At 64.9% G+C, this 16,910-nt stretch carries 18 protein-coding genes; 6 read left to right on the top strand and 12 right to left on the bottom strand.

All coding sequences use genetic code 11. From position 1 onward, the window contains the following. Nucleotides 1-600 precede the first annotated feature (600 nt). The 4 genes from dnaK to EP007_RS10900 form a co-directional block, all read right to left on the bottom strand. Nucleotides 601-2,505, bottom strand: coding sequence for a molecular chaperone DnaK (dnaK, locus tag EP007_RS10915; RefSeq protein ID WP_128477682.1), 1,905 nt, complete (start codon nt 2,503-2,505; stop codon nt 601-603). Between the two features lie 225 nt (nt 2,506-2,730). Next, nucleotides 2,731-3,372 (bottom strand): nucleotide exchange factor GrpE, encoded by a 642-nt coding sequence (locus EP007_RS10910; protein ID WP_128477681.1) that lies wholly within the window; start codon nt 3,370-3,372, stop codon nt 2,731-2,733. A 90-nt stretch (nt 3,373-3,462) separates the two neighbouring features. Next, complete coding sequence (locus tag EP007_RS10905) at nt 3,463-3,738, bottom strand: hypothetical protein (RefSeq protein ID WP_128477680.1); 276 nt, start codon at nt 3,736-3,738, stop codon at nt 3,463-3,465. 315 nt (nt 3,739-4,053) lie between these two features. Beyond that, nucleotides 4,054-4,518: a luciferase domain-containing protein gene (locus tag EP007_RS10900; protein WP_128477679.1), complete on the bottom strand. Its 465-nt coding sequence runs from the start codon at nt 4,516-4,518 to the stop codon at nt 4,054-4,056. A 143-nt stretch (nt 4,519-4,661) separates the two neighbouring features. Here EP007_RS10900 and EP007_RS10895 point away from each other — a divergent pair, with 143 nt between their 5' ends. Further along, entirely contained in the window at nt 4,662-6,005 is a 1,344-nt protein-coding gene (locus tag EP007_RS10895) for a DEAD/DEAH box helicase (RefSeq protein WP_128477678.1), read from the top strand. A 40-nt stretch (nt 6,006-6,045) separates the two neighbouring features. On the opposite strand, the gene EP007_RS10890 is transcribed toward EP007_RS10895, so the two are convergent. Continuing rightward, the gene (locus EP007_RS10890) at nt 6,046-6,459 is read right to left on the bottom strand and encodes a hypothetical protein (protein ID WP_128477677.1); all 414 of its coding nucleotides are present in this window, start codon (nt 6,457-6,459) and stop codon (nt 6,046-6,048) included. Between the two features lie 77 nt (nt 6,460-6,536). Here EP007_RS10890 and EP007_RS10885 point away from each other — a divergent pair, with 77 nt between their 5' ends. After that, nucleotides 6,537-8,075: a DUF790 family protein gene (locus EP007_RS10885; RefSeq protein ID WP_128477676.1), complete on the top strand. Its 1,539-nt coding sequence runs from the start codon at nt 6,537-6,539 to the stop codon at nt 8,073-8,075. A 35-nt stretch (nt 8,076-8,110) separates the two neighbouring features. On the opposite strand, the gene EP007_RS10880 is transcribed toward EP007_RS10885, so the two are convergent. Next, nucleotides 8,111-8,620 carry a DUF7122 family protein gene (locus EP007_RS10880; protein ID WP_128477675.1) on the bottom strand — a complete coding sequence of 170 codons (510 nt, stop codon included), beginning with the start codon at nt 8,618-8,620 and terminating at the stop codon, nt 8,111-8,113. Beyond that, nucleotides 8,617-9,570 (bottom strand): RsmB/NOP family class I SAM-dependent RNA methyltransferase, encoded by a 954-nt coding sequence (locus EP007_RS10875; RefSeq protein WP_128477674.1) that lies wholly within the window; start codon nt 9,568-9,570, stop codon nt 8,617-8,619. The genes EP007_RS10880 and EP007_RS10875 overlap by 4 nt, the downstream gene beginning before the upstream one ends. 147 nt (nt 9,571-9,717) lie before the next feature. On the opposite strand from EP007_RS10875, the gene EP007_RS10870 reads away from it, so the two are divergent. From EP007_RS10870 to EP007_RS10860, 3 genes are all read left to right on the top strand, one after another. Continuing rightward, the gene (locus tag EP007_RS10870; protein WP_208023486.1) at nt 9,718-9,996 is read left to right on the top strand and encodes a hypothetical protein; all 279 of its coding nucleotides are present in this window, start codon (nt 9,718-9,720) and stop codon (nt 9,994-9,996) included. A 93-nt stretch (nt 9,997-10,089) separates the two neighbouring features. Further along, a complete protein-coding gene (locus EP007_RS10865) occupies nt 10,090-10,476 on the top strand; it encodes a hypothetical protein (protein ID WP_128477673.1) in 387 nt (128 codons plus the stop codon). A gap of 94 nt (nt 10,477-10,570) precedes the next feature. Next, nucleotides 10,571-11,317: a proteasome assembly chaperone family protein gene (locus tag EP007_RS10860; protein WP_128477672.1), complete on the top strand. Its 747-nt coding sequence runs from the start codon at nt 10,571-10,573 to the stop codon at nt 11,315-11,317. A 241-nt stretch (nt 11,318-11,558) separates the two neighbouring features. On the opposite strand, the gene EP007_RS17500 is transcribed toward EP007_RS10860, so the two are convergent. Together EP007_RS17500 and EP007_RS10855 are read right to left on the bottom strand one after the other, a co-directional pair. Beyond that, a complete protein-coding gene (locus EP007_RS17500; RefSeq protein ID WP_166035546.1) occupies nt 11,559-11,711 on the bottom strand; it encodes a hypothetical protein in 153 nt (50 codons plus the stop codon). A gap of 289 nt (nt 11,712-12,000) precedes the next feature. Then, on the bottom strand, nt 12,001-13,371 hold the full coding sequence (locus EP007_RS10855; RefSeq protein WP_128477671.1) for a geranylgeranyl reductase family protein: 1,371 nt from the start codon (nt 13,369-13,371) through the stop codon (nt 12,001-12,003). A 141-nt stretch (nt 13,372-13,512) separates the two neighbouring features. On the opposite strand from EP007_RS10855, the gene EP007_RS10850 reads away from it, so the two are divergent. Beyond that, on the top strand, nt 13,513-13,848 hold the full coding sequence (locus tag EP007_RS10850) for a 2Fe-2S iron-sulfur cluster-binding protein (RefSeq protein ID WP_128477670.1): 336 nt from the start codon (nt 13,513-13,515) through the stop codon (nt 13,846-13,848). A 132-nt stretch (nt 13,849-13,980) separates the two neighbouring features. Here EP007_RS10850 and EP007_RS10845 read toward each other — a convergent pair whose 3' ends face one another. The 3 genes from EP007_RS10845 to EP007_RS10835 form a co-directional block, all read right to left on the bottom strand. Continuing rightward, nucleotides 13,981-14,793, bottom strand: coding sequence for an aminoglycoside N(3)-acetyltransferase (locus EP007_RS10845; protein ID WP_128477669.1), 813 nt, complete (start codon nt 14,791-14,793; stop codon nt 13,981-13,983). Between the two features lie 120 nt (nt 14,794-14,913). After that, a complete protein-coding gene (locus tag EP007_RS10840; protein WP_128477668.1) occupies nt 14,914-15,507 on the bottom strand; it encodes a flavin reductase family protein in 594 nt (197 codons plus the stop codon). A 93-nt stretch (nt 15,508-15,600) separates the two neighbouring features. After that, complete coding sequence (locus EP007_RS10835; RefSeq protein WP_128477667.1) at nt 15,601-16,806, bottom strand: MBL fold metallo-hydrolase; 1,206 nt, start codon at nt 16,804-16,806, stop codon at nt 15,601-15,603. Between the last annotated feature and the right edge of the window lie 104 nt (nt 16,807-16,910).

Here is a 16,910-nt window from a genome sequence, read left to right as displayed (position 1 = left end):
GTACCACACCCATCTGCGGAAGTTGGTGTTACGACTCGGTCTCCGCCGAGCCGTAATCGCGCCACAGAACGCTCTTTTCGGACGCTTGGCGGCGTCGGCCTGTATCAGAAAATGACCGCTGTACGAACTTCGTAGTCTCGCGTCAACTCTCGTGGTCGTCGCCGCGACGAGAGTTATCAGATATTGCAATGAATAAAATTTATATTTGTGCCACTAGATGTTATTGCTGAGTGGTAGACAATGAATGTCAAACGACTCGCTATTACGCTCGTACTCGCACTGTGTCTTGTCACCGCAGGTACCGGTTCGGTTTCGGCCGCCGACGCCGGAACGGACGACTGTCTACCCTTCCCGGAGACTTCGGTCAGTGATTCGGACGTGGGTACGGAGTGCTGTATAATACCTCCGTGCCCTACGTCCGGTGACTCAGCCACGAGTGCGTCCGGCGTATAGCTCGAAACTAACTGCTCGGGAGATTTTTCGAGTCGCTGTGACTTGTTCTGCGACGCCGCTGTCCGACTCCAGCACATCGGTCCCCGTGGGCGAAACACCTCACATCTAGCCGCACGACGATAAAAATAGTAGCCCGCCGAAACGCGATTACTCTTCGTCGTCGTCCACGTCCTCGAAGTCGGCGTCAACGTACTCTTCGTCGTCGCCAGCGTCCGCACCGCCGGGTCCGGCCTGACCGCCCATGCCGCCCGGTCCAGCACCCGCCGCGCCGCCGGGACCTGCACCCGCACCGCCAGCACCGGCCTGAGCCTGCTGTTGGTACATCTGCTTGCCGATTTCCTGAAGCGCCTCACTGAGGCTTTCGGTGGCGTCTTCGAGGTCGTCCTTCGTGGCGTCCTCGTCCTGTAGGACCTCCTGAAGTCCCTCGATTTCGGTCTCGATATCGGATTTGAGGTCGTCGTCGATCTCCTCCTCGTTCTCGTCGAGCAGGGTCTCGGCGCGCTGGATGGCGCTCTCGGCCTCGTTGCGGGCCTCGATGCGCTCACGGCGCTGCTGGTCCTCCTCCTCGTGCTTCTCGGCCTCTTCCTGCATCTGCTCGATCTGGTCGTCGGAGAGACCCGCACCGCCCTCGATGGTAATCTCCTCGGAGTTGCCCGAGCCTTGGTCCTCGGCCGTGACGTTGACGATACCGTTCTCGTCGATGTTGAACCCGACCTCGATCTGGGGCGTTCCGGCCGGAGCGGGCGGGATGCCCGTCAACTGGAACTCGCCGAGCAGTTCGTTCTCCTCGGCGATTTCGCGCTCGCCTTGGAAGACTCGGACCTGCACGGAGGTCTGGTTGGCCGCGGCCGTGGTGAACACCTTCGACTCCTCGGTCGGAATCGTGGTGTTCTTGTCGATAAGACGCTCGAAGAGACCGCCCTTGACCTCGATACCGAGCGAGAGGGGCGTCACGTCGAGCAGTACGATGTCGTCCACGTCGCCCGAGAGAACGCCGCCCTGAATCGCCGCGCCGAGCGCGACGGCCTCGTCGGGGTTGACGTTCTTCTTTGGCTCTTGGCCGGTCATCTCCTCGACCTGTTCTTGGACCTGGGGCATCCGCGTCGAACCGCCGACAAGGATGACCTCGTCGATGTCGCTCTCGGAGTAGCCCGCGTCTTCGAGCGCCTGCTCGGTCGGGCCGACAGTGCGCTTGATGAGGTCCGAAGTCAGACTCTCGAACTTCGCGCGAGTGATGCTGTTTTCGAGGTGGACCGGACCCTCGTCGGTCGCCGTGATGAACGGGAGGTTGATGTCGGCTTCTTTCCGGGAGGAGAGTTCGATTTTGGCTTCTTCGGCCGCGTCCTTCAGCCGCTGGAGGGCCTGTCGGTCCTCGCGGAGGTCGATGTTGTGCTCGTTCTCGAACTCGTCGGCGAGGTAGTCGATGATGGCCTCGTCCCAGTCGTCGCCGCCGAGGTCGTTGTCACCGTTCGTGGCGACGACCTCGTAGACGCCGCCGCCGAGGTCGAGGATGGACACGTCGAAGGTCCCTCCGCCGAGGTCGTAGACGAGGACGGTCTGGTCGGACTCGTCGTCCAGTCCGTACGCCATCGACGCGGCGGTCGGTTCGTTGACGATGCGCTCGACCTCGAACCCGGCAATTTCACCGGCGTCCTTGGTCGCTTGGCGCTGTTTGTCGTTGAAGTAGGCAGGGACCGTGATGACCGCCTTCTCCACGTCGTCGCCGAGGTACTCCTCGGCGTCGCGCTTGATTTTCTGGAGGGTCATCGCCGAAATCTGCTCCGGCGTGTAGTCCTCACCGTCGATTTCGACGGTGTAGTCCTCCTCGCCCATGTGCCGCTTGATGGACTGGATCGTGCGCTCGGGATTCTGAACCGCCTGATTCTTGGCGGGTTTCCCGACGAGACGCTCGCCGTCGTCGAACGCGACGACCGAGGGCGTGGTTCGCTCGCCCTCGCTGTTGACGATAATCTCCGGGTCGCCGCCCTCCATGACCGCGAACGCGCTGTTCGTGGTACCAAGGTCGATGCCCAGAATCTTGTTGCTCGCCATCTTGTTCGATACGTTGCGGGTTCTGCCGTTTAAGCCTTGCTAGTCTCGCTGTACGGCATCGAGACGAGATTCGGCCGCCCTCTTGCGGTTTCAGAAATGTCCTGTGCCCGTGAATGACATACTTATATATCGGACCGCAATTCTACTCGTCGGCGAGAATACTGATTCGAACGGCGCACGGATTCGGACAACGTACGGATTCGAACGCCGAACTCCGGGCGTCGGCTACTCGCCGTCGCCACCCTCGCTGACGGTCACCTGCGCGGCCCGGAGGACCTTCTCGTCCATCTCGTAGCCGGGTTGGTACACGTCGGCGACGGTGCCCTCGGGTTGGTCGCTCTCGACCTGCATCATCACTTCGTGGCGCTGGGGGTCGGTCTCGGTACCGGGTTCGGGGGCGATTTCGGTTACGTCCTCGTCCTCGAACACGCGGTCGAGTTCCTTCAGCGTCATCTCGACGCCCTCCTGTAGGCTCTCGACGTTCTCGTGGTCGTCCTCGACGGCGCGCTTCAGGTTGTCGCGCACGTCCAGCAGATTCTCCACGAGGTCCTCAGTGGCGCGATTTTTCATCTGCTCTTGGCGCTTCTTGGCGCGCTTCTTGTAGTTCTTGAAGTCCGCTCGGTTGCGCTTGAGTTTGGATTCGAGGTCGTCGGCGCGCTCCTCGGTCTCGGCCTTGTCGGCTTCGAGACCCGCGAGGTGGCCTTCGAGGTCGGTGGCGAGTTCGGCGTCCTGCGCGGCGACTTCGGCGACGAGTTTGGTACTCTCCGGGCCGAGGAGGTCGGCCTGCTCCTCGGCGTCGGCGTTCTCTACGTCTTCGGTCGCCTCGGCGTCGTCCCGAACCTGCTCGGTGACTTCCTCGTCGGTCATACCCGATACAAACGGTTGGGCGCGTTTAAGGATTCAGAATCAATAATCGCGGTACCGATAGAACGCGGTTCCCTGACTCGACCACATTGCTCACGAGTCAGGACAGCCGAAAGTATGCAACAACTCAACGTCACCTTCGTCGTCTATTTCGGCTTCGACGTTCACACAGTCTACTTGATTACTCAGGTCTGCCGTCTTTAGCGAAGCAATCGACTCCGAGTCATCTACTCGGACACGAATCGTGTAGTTCTCCGATTTGCGTGGGATATTCGAGACGTATTCGAATCCCGCTTGCACGGTCTGACCGTATTCCGCCGCCGGAACTCGTTTCGTTTCCCAAAGCTCGACTTCGTCGTTCGTCTCCATCAGAAACTGCACAGAATGAGGTGTATCATCGAAATTCGTGATTTTGACACTCTCTATCCGTGTACCAGCGTCCTCAGATGATTGTATGCATCCGGCTCCGCCAAGAACGGGTAAAAGGCTCAAAAAGTGTCTGCGATTCATTTTCTATGTCAGTTCTCGTAATCAGCCGTTAGTCAACGACGAGATGAGACACTTACGCTCTTAGTTCGTCTCGCGTCGTCGTTTCCGTTGGAATCGTTTCGGTCGTCTACAACGACATCCGTAATTGCTTTAGCCCCATGTCGCAGAACCGTTCTCCGTCTGCTGTCCGGCAGTCTATTTCCCAGTCTCCATCACGCCCCGCCGCTCGAACGCCGCCCGAACCGCCTCGCTCACGCCCAAATCGTCTAGCTCCGCCGCGACATCGACGTTCTCGAAGTTCTCCGCACCCTTCGGCGTCTTCTTCAGGTTGTTGACGTGGTAGAGATACGACAACCGCAACAGCCAGATGGACTGTTCTACGTCCTCGTCGTCCTCGACGTAGCGCGTCGTCCACCCCGATTCGGGGACGACGTGATGCTCCTCGGTCGCGCCCTCCCCGACGAGGGTCTCGCGCAGGCGCTTGGTGAACGGCACGTCCACGATACCCCACCGGTGGACGTGACCCACCTCGCGCGGGCCGAGCGTGAACTCTCGGCCCTCGAAGCGGTGTTCGTTGGTTTCGACGTGGGGCCACGCGGCGACTTCCTCGATGATTCGGTCCACGAGTCGCGCCGCTTGACGCTGGTCTCGGTCCCCCATAATCTCGCTCGGCATAACGCCGCCCGGAAACTTAACCTACCTGCCCGTCCGTCGGTGGCCCGGTCGCTCCGGAGCGGCGACGCAAGACTCCGCGAAGCTACGGCGCGCCGTTTATGTCTCGCGGGCACCGAGTTCTCACCAACGTGGCCGACGCGACGCTGACCTACAAAGGGGGAACCGTCCGGGTCGAGAGCGACACCGACCTCGACCTGCCCCACGCCGAGACCGACGCGCGCTCGAAGACCTTGCGAGCGCCCGCCTTCCGGTACGCCGCGCTCCGCGAGGCGCTGGACCGGCGAAGCGTCTCCTCCGAGGATTCGGTCCTCGACGCGCCGGACCTCCCCGACGTGGCTTCGACCTACGAACTCCGGGAGTACCAGCGCGACGCGCTCTCGGCGTGGGCGGACGCCGGGAAGCGGGGAGTCCTCGAACTCCCGACCGGGAGCGGCAAGACCGTCATCGGCCTGCAAGCCATCGAGGAGTGCCAGACCGCGACGCTGGTCGTCGTCCCCACTATCGACTTGCTGGAGCAGTGGCGCGGCGAGTTGGAGGCGGAGTTCGGCGTCCCCGTCGGCCAACTGGGCGGCGGCGAGCAGACCGTCGAACCCCTCACCGTCTCGACCTACGACTCGGCGTACCTGCGCGCCGACGAGTTGGGCGACCGATTCGGTCTCGCCGTCTTCGACGAGGTCCACCACCTCGGCGGCGAGGGCTATCGGGACATCGCGCGCCTGCTGGCCGCGCCCGCCCGGATGGGCCTGACCGCGACGTTCGAGCGCCCGGACGGCGCACACGAGGCCGTCGCCGAGTTGGTCGGCGAGCGCGTCTACGCCATCGACCCCGACGAACTCGCGGGCGACCACCTCGCGCCCTACGACATCAAGCGCCTCGAAGTCGAACTGACCGACGAGGAACGCAGGCGCTACGAGGACGCCAACGAGGTGTTCACGAACTATCTCGCCAAATCCAACATCCGGATGCAGAGCGGGAGCGACTATCAGGAACTCGTCAAGCGCTCCGGGTCGGACCCCGAGGCGCGCGAGGCCCTGCTCGCCAAACAGCGCGCCCGAGAAGTGATGATGAACAGCAAGAGGAAAGTCGAGACCCTCGAAGCAATTCTTGGAGACCACCGCGACGACCGAATTATTGTCTTCACGGCGCACAACGATCTCGTCTACCGACTCTCCGAGCGATTCTTACTCCCAGCCATCACCCACCAGACCGGCGCACCCGAGCGCCGCGAGATTCTGAGCAGGTTCCGCGAGGGCGACTACTCGCGGGTCGTCACCTCGAACGTTCTGGACGAGGGCGTGGACGTGCCCGACGCGAACGTCGCGGTCGTCCTCTCGGGGAGCGGGAGCGAACGCGAGTTCACCCAGCGTCTCGGTCGCATCCTCCGGCCGACCGAGGACGACCGGCCCGCCCTGCTCTACGAGGTCGTCAGTGCCGAGACCGCCGAGGAGCGCGTTGCCGAGCGGCGGCGCTGAGTTGGGCGGCGACTCTTCGCGGTGAGCGGAGCGGCGATACCTACTCGTCCAGCGTGCGAATCTCGGCGTTGATGGACCCCTCGCGCTTGAACTGGGCGTAGGTGAACTCGAACTCGACGGCCACCGTCCGAGTCTCGCCCGCTGGCACCGTCACGTCCGCCTTCTCGCGGGTCGCGTCGGTGGCGACGCTCCCGTCGTCCGCGGTCTCGGTTCCGGTCTCGGACTCGGCGGCGACGACCGTCACGAAGAGCGTGCCCGAGCCGTCGATTTCGCCCGCGTTCTCGACCGTGATGTCCACGACGAGCGCGCCGGAGTCGCCCTCTCGGAAATCTGTCCCCGCAACGTCCAGCGCGGCCGCCGGTCCGTCGTCGCCGCCCGCGCACCCCGCGAGGAGGGAGAGACCGCCGGTCGCGCCGAGAAGCGCACCGTTTCGTAGCGTGTCGCGCCTTCGCATACGCGGGAGTCCCAGTCCACCGGAATGAGTCTTCTGCCTTCCGACCGCTTTTGTACGCGCCGGTCCTCTCTCCGAGTATGCTAACCAAGGACCTGCTTCGCGTCTCCAGAGCAGGCGGCGGGTATCGCCCCCAGTTCGCTGGCCGGGAACACCGGCCGCTGGCCGCGCGGGTCCTCGGCACGTATCAGGGCCACGTCGGCGAGACCCGGAGCGACCTCGATTCGGCGCTCGCCGACTTGGAAGGCGAGGCCGACCACTTCAAACTCGTCCGGGGGTTCGCCAAACTCCTCGAACGCGAGGCCGCCTTCGAGACCCGCGCGACGATTCCACCGGAGCGCGCCCGCCGGGCCGCCTTCGAGGCCGCCGAGACGGTTGGCGTCGTCTCCGAGAGCGAGCGCGACGCCGCGCTTCGGGAGGCGAGCGACCGCCTCGCGGCCAACCCCGACCCCAGCAAACTCGCCGACTCGCTGTACGCCGACTTGGAGGAGCGACAGGTCCTCGCGGCGTTCGACGCGCGCTGGGACCCCGACCAACTGCTCGCGCAGTACAACCTCTCGCTGGCCCAAACGGCCCTTTTTGATGCGACCGAACTACGCGTTCGCACGTCGGACCCGAAGGCGCTCGTCTCGGCGGTCAAGCGCCTCCGCTTGATGTACGAGATTCGCAGGACGGAGGACGAGCGCCAAACGTCCCTCTCGGACCGCGAAGTCGTCGTCACCGGTCCCGACGCGCTCTTTCGCTCGACGCGGCGGTACGGCACCCGGTTCGCGCGCCTGCTCCGGACCGTCGCCAAGGCCGACTCGTGGACGCTCTCGGCGACCATCGACGATTATGGCACCGAGCGCACGCTCTCGCTGTCGAACGACGACCCGGTACGCGTGCCGGGCGTCGAACCAGTCGCGGACGTGACCTTCGACAGCGGCGTCGAAGCCGACTTCGCCGCCCGGTTCGAGTCGCTGGACTCGGACTGGAAACTGACCCGCGAACCCGAACCGCTCGAAACCGGCGCGCGGGTGATGATTCCGGACTTCGCGTTCGACTATCGCCACGCCGATTTCCGAGTCTTCTTCGAGATTATGGGCTTTTGGACGCCCGAGTACGTCGAGAAGAAACTCTCGCAACTCGAAACCGTCGAGGACGTGGAACTGGTGGTCGCGGTGGACGAGAGTCTGGGCGTCGGCGAGGAGATAGCCGCCCGCGACCACCGCGCGATTCCCTACTCGGGGACGATTCGGCTCAAGGACGTGCGCGACGCCCTCCGGCGCTACGAGGACGAACTCGTCGCCGAGAGCGCGGCGGACCTGCCCGACGAACTCCGCCCGGCGGCCGACGTGATTTCGCTCGCCGCGCTCGCGGGCAAGCGCGGCGTCAGCGAGGACGCAATCGAGGAGACGGCGTTCCCCGACCACGAGCGCGTCGGGCGAACCCTCGTCCGGCCCGCGGTCCTCGCCGACCTCGCCGACAACATCGAGACCGGGATGGCGTTCGCGGACGCCGAGGCGGTGCTGGCCGAGCGAGGCATCGATGACGCGAGCGCGGTCCTCTCGGAGTTGGGGTTCGCCGTCGAGTGGGAGGGACTGAGCGGCGGGACCGTCCGGGAGAAAGAGCGGTCGTAGCGGACCAGTCGAATCGAATGGCGGCGGAATCCGGCTCAGAGGTCGCGCTGGCGACCCTTCGGCACCGGACTCTTCAGTTCGCCGTGGACGAACAGGCCGACGCCGAGCGGTTCGGGCGCGTCGGCGAGTTCGTGGGTGGCGACTAGATACCCCCAGTCGCCGTCCCAGTCGAGTTCTTGGTCCTCGCCGCGGACGAACCGCCGGGCCTGCTCGCGGGTGAGTTCGATGACGTTCTTTGTCGCCTCGCGGCCGAACCGCTGGACCGCGTTGGTCGTCGGCTTCCAGTGTTCCTGCCGGGTGCGCAGGAACTTCATGCCGAGAGCTTCGATGCGGAGCGGCGACGCGATGTCGCCGTGGAGAATCCAGATTTTCCCCTTGCCCTTCTCCCAGAAGGTGTACTCCTCGAAGGTCTCGGGCGGGATTTCGAACCGCTGGTCCCACCACTCGACGACCTCCTTGCGGGTCGCGCGCCCCTCGACCTCGCGGTCGTCGGCCGTCGCTGGCAGGCGGTCGAATCGCTGGCCGTCGTTCGATTTTTCCGTCATCCCTCCACCTCCAACTTCGCGCAAAAGAACCCGCCGGTGTCGTTGTGGTGCGGGTAGAATCGCTTTGCCTTCCGGACGCTCTCGTCGTAGCGCTCGCCCTCGAACTCGGTGACGCCGGGCCGCGAATCGAGGTCGATGTCGAACTCCACGAGTCGGCAGTCCTCCGCTTCGAGCGCGTAATCGAGGACCGCCTCGTTCTCCTCGGGCGCGAACGTGCAAGTCGAGTAGACCACGGTGCCGCCCTCCTTCGTGGCCTGAATCGCGCGAGTGAGGATGCCCTTCTGGACCCCGGCGACGCTCCGGACGTGGTCCATCGTCCACTCGTCCAGCGTGGTCGGGTTCTTCCGGATGGTTCCCTCACACGAGCAGGGCACGTCCACCAGCGCCTTGTCGAAGGCGTCGAAGTTCTGCGACTGCGTCGCAGGGCTCGATGAGCTTCGCTCATCGGTGTTGAAGGGCTTCAGCGAGAAGTTCCGCGAGTCGGTGTTCGTGACGAGGGTGTTGGTCACGCCCAGTCGCTCGGTGTTGAACCGCAGGGCCGAGAGTCGCCCGAGGTTGTTGTCGTTGGCGACGACCAACCCCTCGTCGTCCATCAGCGCGGCGAGTTGGGTCGTCTTGCTCCCCGGCGCGGCACAGGCGTCCCAGACGACTTCGCCGGACTCGGGCGCGAGGACTTCGGCGGGAATCGCCGACACTTCCTCTTGGCCGTGAATCCACCCGTGGTACGACGCCCACGTACTGCCGGGACCGTCGGTGTCTACCTCCAACACGGTGTCGGACCACTCGCGGCCGGTCCACTCGACGCCCTCCTCGTCCAATGCCGCCGTCGCTTGCTCCGGGGTTGCCTTGATGGTGTTGACGCGGACCACCGAGGGAAGCGGGCGCTGGCACGCGTCGAGGAAGGCGTCGAAATCCTCGACCAGCGGTTCGTAGCGCTCCAGTGTCTCCATTGGCGGTGAGTTGGCGCGAGCGGCGTTTGTGGGTTTCGGAAGGCCGCAGTGCAGGCGTCGGGGAGGGCGACCGTGTGCCATCCGGACGGCGATGGTGGCGTCGAGACGGCCGTAGCCGTTACCCGTCTCTCCGGCATCGTCTCACCCATGGCAAATTCGAAGAACCCCGACGACGTAGACTGGGACGACGCGGCGCGCATGGAACTCGAACCCGACGCCGTCCACGAGGGCGAGGGAGGCTACTACTTCGACTGCCCGGAGTGTGGCTCTCCGGCGACCATCGACAACATCATCGAGGAGGGTCGGTGCAACGGCTATCTGAACGAGCAGGTCGAGGGCGTGGACGTGGACATGGCGACCGTCTCCTGTTCGGCCCGTCTCCAACTCGAACTGGCCTACACCGCGGACCCCCAGTCCGAGACGTAGCCTCAAATCCCCAATTTCCGAGATATAGCTCGCTAGATACGATGACACGGGCGATTAGCAACTATTTTCAGGGCGAATCGTCTCGACTTGGCCATGAACGCACCGGGTGAAAGAGAAGGGATGGCGCGAGAGGTCGCTCGCGGGGTCGGACTACTGGGAATCGTCGTGGGAATGTTGACCGTCGGGACGCTCGGTCCCGAGGCGTTTACGCTCGAAGCAGCCGCCGCGGCGGTCGAGACGATTGTGACTGCGAGTCGGTCGGCGTCGCCAGCGCCGCTGGTCGCGGCCGGACTGTTCTTCGTCGGGGTTCTTCTCGCGGTCCGCGTCGAATACGGTCCGTTCGGAGCTATCGACGCCACACAGCGACGACGGTCAGGAACGTGTCGTATCTGCGAGCATCGCATCGGCGAGTCGCGGACCGAATGCCCGTACTGTAACACGGCAGACCCGGTCGATTCCGACGCCGCCGAATCTCGATAGGACGACGACTTCTCGACGCGCCGAAGCGAATCGAGCCGTGTCCGAAACTTCAGTTGCCCCGACTTTTATGCGCTCGCTGGCGTATCATTTTCACATGGCAACTGTCACTGTCGTAGACGAGGACGTGGCACTGAGCGAACCGACGCTGGTCGAAGGTCTCCCCGGTGTCGGACTGGTGGGCAAAATCGCAACCGACCACGTCGTGGACGACCTCGACATGACCTACTACGCGAGCATCGACTGCGACGGGCTTCCCCGAATCTCGGTCTACGAGGAATCGAGTCGAGAGCTTCGACCGCCGGTTCGACTCTACGCCGACGAGGACCGCGACCTTGTGGCGCTCCAGAGCGACGTGCCGGTGTCGGCGTCGGCCGCCTCGGACTTCGCCGCCTGCATCAGCAACTGGGTCGAAGACCACGACGCGACCCCGCTCTACATGAGCGGCCTTCCCGACCAGAAGGAGACCGGCGAGATTCCGTCGCTCTACGGCGTCGCAACCGGCGAGGCGAGCGACCGACTGGACGAGCAGGACATCGACTCGCCCACGGAGCGCGGCGCGGTCAGCGGTCCCACGGGCGCGCTCCTCCATGAGGCGGGCGCGCGCGACCTCGACGCCCTCGGTCTCATCGTGGAGAGCGACCCGCAGTTCCCCGACCCGGAGGCCGCCCGCATCCTCATCGAACACGCCATCAACCCCATCGCGGACATCGATGTGGCGACGACCGACCTCGTGGACCGCGCCGAGGAGATCAGCGAGCAGAAAGAGCAACTCGCCCAGCGCATGCAGGAGGCCGACCTCGACGAGAGTTCGCAGGCCCAGTCGATTCGGATGTTCCAATGAAACTTTTACTGCGCTCGTAGATTCGCCTTCGGCGAATCTTCTCGCTGGTAAAACTTTCATGAAAAACGCGGCGTCACCCCCTCAGCCCGCGCCGACGGCGCGGGCTTCGAGGGATTCCTTGGTCCGCTCGCTCGTCGCTTCGCTCCTCGCTCGCGGTAGAACTGCTCTGTGAACCGCACTGCAGAAGTTGCTGGTGCGCTCGCTCCTTTCAGTCGCTCGCTGTGAACGAGGTGTTTCGCTTCTACTCCGAACGGGCCTGTTCTCGGAGTTCTTCGACTTCCTTCTCGATTCGGCTCAGGGCGGCGTCGGCGTCCATGTATCCTTTGTCGTACTCCTCATACACGGCGTCGGTCTCGCTCAGGAACTCCGAAACTGCGTCTTCGAGGTCGGTCATATCCTACAGGAAGTGAGACACCGAGAAAGGTGTGGTGAAATCGTGACGGCTCGACCCTCCACGCGAGGCACCAACGTCCGGGCGAACGCAGTGAGCGCGGTTCGCCGCGAGCGAAGCGAGCGGACCAAGGGAGGACCAAAGCGAACGGAGTGAGTGGCGGGACGACCGCCGTGTCGTCGTGAGCGGAGCGAACGACGGCTTGGAAGACGCGGTTTGTCTTCCGGTGTTTTTCATGAACGTTTCACAAGGAAGAGCGCGCCTACGGCGCGCTCGACCGCAGTAAAAGGTTCTAGTATTTGGGGTCCGCGCCGGTCGTCGCGTAGATGTCTTCCATCAGCGAGTCGCGCTTGCGCTGCCACGGTTCCAGCCCCTGCGGGCGACTCGGGTACTTCTCGTAGTGGTCGATGAGGTCGTCCGCGAGGTTCTTCGTCTCGTAGAGGTCATAGACGAGGTCCCAGTGGCCGAACGACTTGATCGCCATCTGTATCTTGAGCCACCACCCGATGTTCGCGCTACCGGAGTAGAGTGCCTCGGCCAGTTTCGTCGCCGGGAGCGCGCCCAGCAGACCCATCAGGTCGTCCACGTCCACCGCGGTCGAGAAGATGTTGTACACGTCCAGTCCGGCGTAGCGCGCCCCGAAGTGGTCCATCACGCGCTGGTTGTACTCCCAGAGGTTCGCCTCGCCCACGTCGCCGTCCTCGATGGCGTCGATGGCGGCCTCGGCGGCGTACTTACCGGCGTAGGCCGCGCCCGCGATGCCGCCGCCCGTGGTCGGGTTGACGTGGCCCGCGGCGTCGCCAATCGCCATGAATCCCGGCGCTGTCGCCGAGTCGTAGGGGCGGCGCGTCGGGAGCGCCGCGCCGAGTTTGTCCTTGACCGTCGCGTTCTGGAACTCCGAGCGATTCCGGAGATCTTGTTTCAGGTCGTCCACGAGATGCATCGGCTCTTCGGTCATCTGGAAACCCAGCCCCGCGTTGATTTCGGTGTCGGTCCGCGGGAAGTACCAGAGATAGCCCGCCGCGCGCTCGGTAGGCTTGAACACGAGCGCGTCGTCCCACGCCACCGGCTCTTCGACCTCCACGATTTCGCGGTAGGCCGAGCAGAACTGCGAGTAGGTGACGTTCGTGTCGAAGGTGGGACTTTCGAGGTTGGCCTTGTCCTGAAGAATCGACAGCGACCCCGCGGCGTCCACGACGATGTCGGCATCGTAGCGCTGGATGTCGCCCTTGCGCTTGCCGCGGACGCCCGTGACCCGGCCGTCCTCGCGCTGGGTCACGTCCTTGACCACTGTGTCGTAGTGGAACTCGACGCCCGCGCGCTCGGCACCCTCGATGATGCGGCGGCCGTATTCCCAGCGGTCGATGACCGCCAACTCGCCGGGCACCGGAATTTCGAGGACCGTGTTCTCTTGGGGAATCTCGAACCGGCCGTGGTCCACGTCCGTGTTGGTAAAGGACGACTCCAACTGGGACTTCGGGATGGCCTCGGGGAAGTCGTCCGCGCCCTTCAGCGCGTCGCCGCAGGCGATGTGGCCCGCTTCCTCCTCGTCCTTGCGCTCGACGATGACGACATCGTACCCTTCGCGCGCCGCGGTCGCGGCGGCGTAGCAACCCGCCGTTCCCGCCCCGACGACGACGATGTCGCACTCGTGCGTAGTCATGCCTTCGGCTACGTGACGGAGAGGGCAAAACTCTTTATGAGCGAATCGACGTTCTGTCGCTTCGACGCCGACACTCTCGGTAATCTACGGGGCGCGGCCCGGCGATAAAGAGTAAAGTGACGGAGTTTCGTAGCACGAGGTATGACCGAGTACACCGTCGAATTCGTCGGCACGGGCGAGACCATCGAGATGTCGGACAAGGAGACCATCCTGAGCAAATGCATCGAGGAAGGCATCGCGCAGGAGTATTCCTGCCGCGTCGGGATGTGTCTGGCCTGCTCGGCCGAAATCGTCGAGGGCGACGTGACCCAACCCGCGGCCCGCGGCCTCACCGACGAGGAGGCCGAGGAGTACGCGCTGACCTGCATGGCCCGCCCGCAGAGCGACCTGAAACTGGACCGCGGGAAGTACCCGCCGAGCATCGAGGACGAGACCGGCACGCTGGAGAACGAGGCTGCGGCGGCCGACGACGACTGATAGGGATTCTCGTAGTGCTTCAGAGATTCACCGACCGGAACGAGGGTACTGTCGCACGATTACGCCGAACCCTATCGTGAGAACCACGGACTTGCTACGATAATCCCGATGACTGCGCTTCCGCTCGTCTCGCTACTCCCGATTCTTCTCGAACCACTCCGTGCCGTAGTCCACGACCGCCCGCTGGGAGACGAGTCTCGCGTCCGCGGGACCGACCGTCCCCCGCGTGACTGCTTCCGGACGGTCGTTCTCGAAGTCCTCGCCCGCGTCGGCGAAGTCGTCGGCCTCGTAGGAGAGATGTTCGAGCGTAATCATCTCTGGGTCGCCATCGTCGCCGACGACGGTCGTCTCGTGGGTCGAAACTTCTTGCTCGCGGTCGGCGCGATGCTCCGCGAGGTGGAACGAGGTGTTCGTGTCGAACTCCGTGCCGAGCATGAGAATCCTGCCGTCGCGCTCGTAAATCTCCGCGAGCGGTGATTCTTCGCCGAGTCCGTTCTCGAAGGAGTGGTCGGCGACGATTTCCTCGGCGTCGGCACCCCACGCCGCGAACGAGTAGGTCGGGTGGCGACTCCGGTGGACCTCGGGATAGGTACGGAAGCACTCCGGAATCGCGCCGACGTTCCACGTCGGCGTCACTGCGGGCCGGTAGGGCGGGCGCTCGGTCCGAATAGTCTCCTCCCAGTCGTCGGGGACCGGCGGGTTCTCCCAGACCTCGGGGTCGGTGTACTGCGACGAGTGAGTCGGCATCACCAGCGTTCCCTCGGGCGTGAGGACCGCCATCAGCGCGTCCACGACGGCGGGCGCGCCGCCCGTGACCCACCCGAGCGACGACAGCGACGAGTGGACCAGCAGGGTCTCGCCGGACTCGACGCCGAGGTCGCGCAGGTCGGCGGCGATTCGGTCGGGCGTTACGGGTTCGTCGGTTTGTTCAATGCGTTCTTCCATGTTTGAGAGTCAGGCGGTCACTTCGCGGTCGTTCACTCCGAGCAACTGGCCCCGTCGGTAAAACCTTTGTCGGGCTGTGGGGCATCGTTTCACGACACTCGACGGAACGACGGAGACCCTTCAGGGCGGGCGCTCCATCGAAAATCGCTCTTCGGTCGTCGCGTAGAGACTCCCCGAGAGTCGGCCAACGGCGTCCAACTTCTCCACGTCTACCTTCCCGTCGGTCGTCACGTCGTCGTCCAGATGGACCCACTCGACTTCGCCAAGCACCATCGTGGAGTCGCCCACGTCCACCATCTCGTAGCGCGAACACTCGAAAGCGACCGGCGACTCCGCGACGCGGGGCGGCGCGACGACCGTTGAGTCGGCCCGCGTGACCGCGGCGCGGTCGAACTCACTCTCGCCCGCGGGAAGGGTCGCGCTGGTCTCGTTCATCGCCTCGGCGACCGACTCGGTGACGACGTTGACGACGAACTCGCCGGTCTCGCGGACGTTTCGGGGCGTGTCCTTCAGGCCACCGGGCGCGCCGCCGTCGTCCACGGGCGAGAACATCACCACCGGCGGGTCCACCGCAACGACGTTGAAAAAGCTGTAGGGCGCGAGGTTGTCCACACCCTCGGGTCCGGTCGTGCTGACCCACGCGATGGGTCGGGGGACGACCGCGCCCGCGAGCGTCCGGTACAGCGAGGACTCCTCGTCCGGGTCGATTTCCATACCGAACGCACGGAGTACGGGGGTGAAGGGTTTGCGCTTCCGGCGAGCGACGGATAGCGGAGCGTCCTGACCGGCGGCCACAGTTGCGGGGAGTCAGTCGCTCTCGGCGGCCACCGCGCAGTTGTTCGGCCCGAGTTCCATCTCGAAAGCCGCCTCGTCGTCCGGCGACTCCCGGCCGAGATTCGCGGAGATAATCTCCTCGTAGTTGGCGGGCCGCGCCGAGAGCGAGTCGAGAACCCGATCCGCGAACGCTTCTTTCTCGTCGGGAATCCGAAGTCGGTCGCGCACCGCGTCGAGTCTCGCCGTGAAGGTCTCGTTTTCGGCGGGATTCGGGTCGGAGTCGGGCGTCCGGTGGCCGGGCGCGACCAGCGTCTCGTCGGGGAGCGCGAGCAGGCGGTCGGTCAGCGTCTCGTAGAGGGTGCCCGCGAGGTCGCGGGCACCCTCGTCGCCGCGTTCGAGGTCCGGCCTGCCGAAACTGTCCGCGAAGAGCGCGTCCCCCGAAAGGAGGATTTCGCCGAGTTGGAACGCGGTCAGTTCGGTCGTGTGGCCGGGCGCGTAGAGCGCGGTCAGCGTCGCGTCGCCGACCCGAATCTCGTCGCCGTCTTCGAGCAGGGTGGCGTCGAAGGCGAGGCCGCGCTCGGCCGCGCCAGCGGGCAGGACCGCCTCGGCGTCGGTCTCGCTCGCCAGTTTCCGGACGCCCGAGAGGTGGTCGGCGTGGACGTGCGTGTCGATGGCGTACCGGAGGTCGGCACCGCGCGACTCCGCGTCGGCGACGTAGCGGTCGGCGAACGCCCGTAGCGGGTCCACGACTGCGGCCTCGTCGCCAGAGACGACCAGATACGCGAGACAACCGCTCGCCGGGCGGTCGTACTGGATGACGGTCAGGTCCGTGTCGGTGGCGTCTCCGGAGAGTGGGACCTCGCGCCCGGCATAGACCCGCGCCCAGCCCTCCATTCCGGCGTCGAGGTTCCGGGCGTCGATGCCCTCCTCGCGGAGGAGTTCGGCGACGGTCGCACTGACCTCGCCGCGGGGACAGACCGCGACCACTGGCTCTCGGAGGTCGAGGTCCGCGACGAACTCGCCGACCTCGCCGCGGGCCTTCGCGGCCATGAACTCGGCGTACGTGACCTGCGTGGCATCGACGCTTTCGCCCGTAATCCGCCACGCCTCGAACTCGTCGCGGTTGCGCACGTCGAGCAGGGAGACGCGCTCGCCGCGCCGGAGTCGGTCGTGAAGGTCCGCGGGCGAAATCGACGGGGCGTCGTCGGTCGCTTCGGTGGAACTCTCGTCGTCGCTCATGGCCGAACGTAGGACTTGCAGGGAGAAAACGGTGGGGTAGCGTTCTGGCGAAAGCGGCCGTCGAAACGAACGCCCCGGCGCGTGGGGCGCGGTGCTGTATGCTG

This window comes from Halorussus pelagicus (assembly GCF_004087835.1).
Lineage (GTDB): Archaea > Halobacteriota > Halobacteria > Halobacteriales > Haladaptataceae > Halorussus > Halorussus pelagicus.
The sequence above is the reverse complement of the archived record's forward strand: the minus strand, read 5'-3'. Positions and strand labels throughout refer to the sequence as shown.

Coding starts and splice junctions, on each gene's coding strand:
- dnaK (WP_128477682.1), bottom strand. CDS start 2,505: ATGGCGAGCAACAAGATTCTGGGCATCGACCTTGGTACCACGAACAGC.
- EP007_RS10910 (WP_128477681.1), bottom strand. CDS start 3,372: ATGACCGACGAGGAAGTCACCGAGCAGGTTCGGGACGACGCCGAGGCG.
- EP007_RS10905 (WP_128477680.1), bottom strand. CDS start 3,738: ATGGAGACGAACGACGAAGTCGAGCTTTGGGAAACGAAACGAGTTCCG.
- EP007_RS10900 (WP_128477679.1), bottom strand. CDS start 4,518: ATGGGGGACCGAGACCAGCGTCAAGCGGCGCGACTCGTGGACCGAATC.
- EP007_RS10890 (WP_128477677.1), bottom strand. CDS start 6,459: ATGCGAAGGCGCGACACGCTACGAAACGGTGCGCTTCTCGGCGCGACC.
- EP007_RS10885 (WP_128477676.1), top strand. CDS start 6,537: ATGCTAACCAAGGACCTGCTTCGCGTCTCCAGAGCAGGCGGCGGGTAT.
- EP007_RS10880 (WP_128477675.1), bottom strand. CDS start 8,620: ATGACGGAAAAATCGAACGACGGCCAGCGATTCGACCGCCTGCCAGCG.
- EP007_RS10875 (WP_128477674.1), bottom strand. CDS start 9,570: ATGGAGACACTGGAGCGCTACGAACCGCTGGTCGAGGATTTCGACGCC.
- EP007_RS10870 (WP_208023486.1), top strand. CDS start 9,718: ATGGCAAATTCGAAGAACCCCGACGACGTAGACTGGGACGACGCGGCG.
- EP007_RS10865 (WP_128477673.1), top strand. CDS start 10,090: ATGAACGCACCGGGTGAAAGAGAAGGGATGGCGCGAGAGGTCGCTCGC.
- EP007_RS10860 (WP_128477672.1), top strand. CDS start 10,571: ATGGCAACTGTCACTGTCGTAGACGAGGACGTGGCACTGAGCGAACCG.
- EP007_RS17500 (WP_166035546.1), bottom strand. CDS start 11,711: ATGACCGACCTCGAAGACGCAGTTTCGGAGTTCCTGAGCGAGACCGAC.
- EP007_RS10855 (WP_128477671.1), bottom strand. CDS start 13,371: ATGACTACGCACGAGTGCGACATCGTCGTCGTCGGGGCGGGAACGGCG.
- EP007_RS10850 (WP_128477670.1), top strand. CDS start 13,513: ATGACCGAGTACACCGTCGAATTCGTCGGCACGGGCGAGACCATCGAG.
- EP007_RS10845 (WP_128477669.1), bottom strand. CDS start 14,793: ATGGAAGAACGCATTGAACAAACCGACGAACCCGTAACGCCCGACCGA.
- EP007_RS10840 (WP_128477668.1), bottom strand. CDS start 15,507: ATGGAAATCGACCCGGACGAGGAGTCCTCGCTGTACCGGACGCTCGCG.
- EP007_RS10835 (WP_128477667.1), bottom strand. CDS start 16,806: ATGAGCGACGACGAGAGTTCCACCGAAGCGACCGACGACGCCCCGTCG.